Genomic DNA, 2,367 nt, shown 5'->3' with positions numbered 1-2,367 from the left:
AGTAGGGCACGGCGCCGGACAGGCCGAGATTCATTTTGTCGAAGCAGTGGAACACGACGAAACGCGCTTCCGGCTTGACCTTGACCTCGTCGAGAACAGCGGAGAGGGGCACCCCCGTCCATTTGGCAATGCAGCTCCAGCCTTCGACGCAATCGTGGCGAGTCACCTGCGTGCGCGCCGGCATGTTGCGTAGTTCGGCGAGGCTGAAACTCACGGGCTTTTCCACCAGCCCGCCGATCGTCAGGCGATAATCGGCAAAGGCCTTGTCCTTGAGTGCCAGATATTCAGGCTCGCTCGGATCGGTGGAACCGTTCGGCCGCTGGCCTTGCCGGATTTCGCTCTCTGAAAACTCTGGTGCAAGGGTGTCGGCACCGATCAGCATGCGGTGTGCCCGATAGGTGAGGCCATTGGCGGAGGCAAGGACGGCGCGCACCGGGCTCTGGTTCGACAGAAATCCATCAAGCGCGTCGCAGCCCGACAGGGGCACGGTGGAGGCGGCAACGCCGGCAAGCGTGAGGAAACGGCGACGGCTAACTGTGAGTGGGCTCATGCTCCGGGCTCCTCCTTCTTTTCGGGATCGGTCCGGTACCAGCCGGTCAGGATCGAGCGCATTTCGTTGAGCGGGCCTGCCGCGACGATCATGACGACATGGACGAGAAAGAAGACGACCAGCAGAGCCATGCACAGGAAGTGAATGCTGCGCGCCGTCTGCCGCCCGCCGAACAGGTCCAGAAACCAGGGCCAGGCGGCATTCATCCCGGGCGACATGGCAAGGCCTGTCAGGATGATCAGCGGAAAGACCAAAAGCAGCACCGCCGCGTAGGCGAATTTCTGCAGGCCGTTATAGTGGTCTTCACGATGAAAGCGGAACTGCAGGTGATCGCCGATGCTGCGCGGCAGGCTTTTGATATCGTCCAGCGAAGGAAGGATGTCACGCCTGAGGTGCCCGCTGACGAGGCTGCTGAAAAGCCAGATGAGGAAGGCGGCGGCGAAGACCCAGGCAAAGAAGAAATGGATTACCCGTCCGGTCGCCAGATCCTGGTAGGAGGGCAGCGTCGCCCAGGCGGGAAAGCCGCGATAGGATGGATTTTCCGCAGATCCGCTCATACCGAAAAGACCCGTGGTTTTGAACCGTTGGCCAAGGACCGTCGTATAGCCATCGACCGAACCATCCGCATTCCGCATCGGCCGCATGGACAACACGCTGTTGTCGAATTCGAAGCCGGACTGCTTGCCGATATAAAGGGTGGGATGGGCGTTGAATATCTGCAATCCGCTCAGGAGCAGGAAGAACAGCGCGATCGCCCAGGTCCAATGCGTCAGGCGCGTCGCCACCCGGTGCCGATAGATCACCTCGCCTCCTTCACGTACCGAGGCACACCGCGATTCGACGTCATCGACCATGCTCATCTGCCATCCTCCATTCCGTCATTACGTATCAAGCCACTGATCGGTTTCAAACGCATATCCTGTTACCACCACGCACATCCTGGTGATATTGCCGTGAAAGCCGACGTTTGCGGTTTCCGTAACCCCAAACGCAGCCGGCGGCTCGAAACATTTCGTGAGTTGGACAAGCCTTTCGAACTGGCACCTGAAACGCTCCATTAACCATTTAAGCGCAAATGTAGCTTCACATTCCGGACGCTGACCATCAAGGATCGTTTATGTTTTCGCGCCCCTCTTTGATTGCTCGCGGCATTGCCGCAGCCACACTTGCCACAGTTGCAGGCGCTGCTTCGCCGGCCCTTTCGGGCGCCGGCGACAAGGCGTTTTTCGAGCAGGTTTCCGGCCAGTGGAAAGGCCCGGGCGAAATCGTCGCCGGCAAATACAAGGGCACCAAATTCACCTGCGACCTGACCGGTGAAGCAGCCGACGGAACCGCCGGCATCAAGCTCGACGGCCATTGCCGCGTCGGCGTGTTCAAGCAGCCGATGTCGGCGGTCATTACCCAGGCCGGCAAAAGCTACACCGGCAAGTTCCTTGATGGCGCCGATGGCAAGGGCCTCGACATCGTCTCGGGCAATGTTGCCAAGGACAAGGTCGTCGTCGGGATCAACCGCAAGAAACTCAACGGCGCGATGATCGCGCGCCTCCAGGATCCTTCGACCCTCAACATCACCATTTCCGTCAAGGTCGAGGACACGATGGTGCCGGTGATCGGCGTCAGGCTCAGCCGTGAACTCGACAATATAGCCGTCGGATCGATCAAGAAGTAGCAGGCATTCCAGCAAGTCCGGCGGCTGGTTTCGTTCAGACGCCGGCCTTGGTGCGGTGTCGCCACCAATCCGTCTCCGGATCAGCGATTTCTATGCCTGTCACATCCGCGTCGCGCAGCCAGTCTGCGACGCTCCGGCCGGACACGAT

At 60.0% G+C, this 2,367-nt stretch carries 3 protein-coding genes; 1 reads left to right on the top strand and 2 read right to left on the bottom strand.

Features of this window, described 5'->3' with window-relative positions:
* A partial coding sequence (locus VL202_RS20150; RefSeq protein WP_325465863.1) for a molybdopterin-dependent oxidoreductase occupies positions 1 to 550 on the bottom strand: 550 nt, incomplete at its 3' end.
* Positions 547 to 1,410, bottom strand: coding sequence for a cytochrome b/b6 domain-containing protein (locus VL202_RS20145; protein WP_325465862.1), 864 nt, complete (start codon positions 1,408 to 1,410; stop codon positions 547 to 549). The genes VL202_RS20145 and VL202_RS20150, both read right to left, overlap by 4 nt.
* Before the next feature lie 257 nt (positions 1,411 to 1,667).
* On the opposite strand from VL202_RS20145, the gene VL202_RS20140 reads away from it, so the two are divergent.
* Positions 1,668 to 2,219 carry a hypothetical protein gene (locus VL202_RS20140; RefSeq protein WP_325465861.1) on the top strand — a complete coding sequence of 184 codons (552 nt, stop codon included), beginning with the start codon at positions 1,668 to 1,670 and terminating at the stop codon, positions 2,217 to 2,219.
* The last annotated feature ends 148 nt before the right edge of the window (positions 2,220 to 2,367 follow it).

The sequence above is a fragment of the Pararhizobium sp. genome (genome assembly GCF_035497515.1).
GTDB lineage: Bacteria > Pseudomonadota > Alphaproteobacteria > Rhizobiales > Rhizobiaceae > Pararhizobium.
Note: the sequence above shows the minus strand (reverse complement) of the source record. Positions and strands in the feature narration are given on the sequence as shown.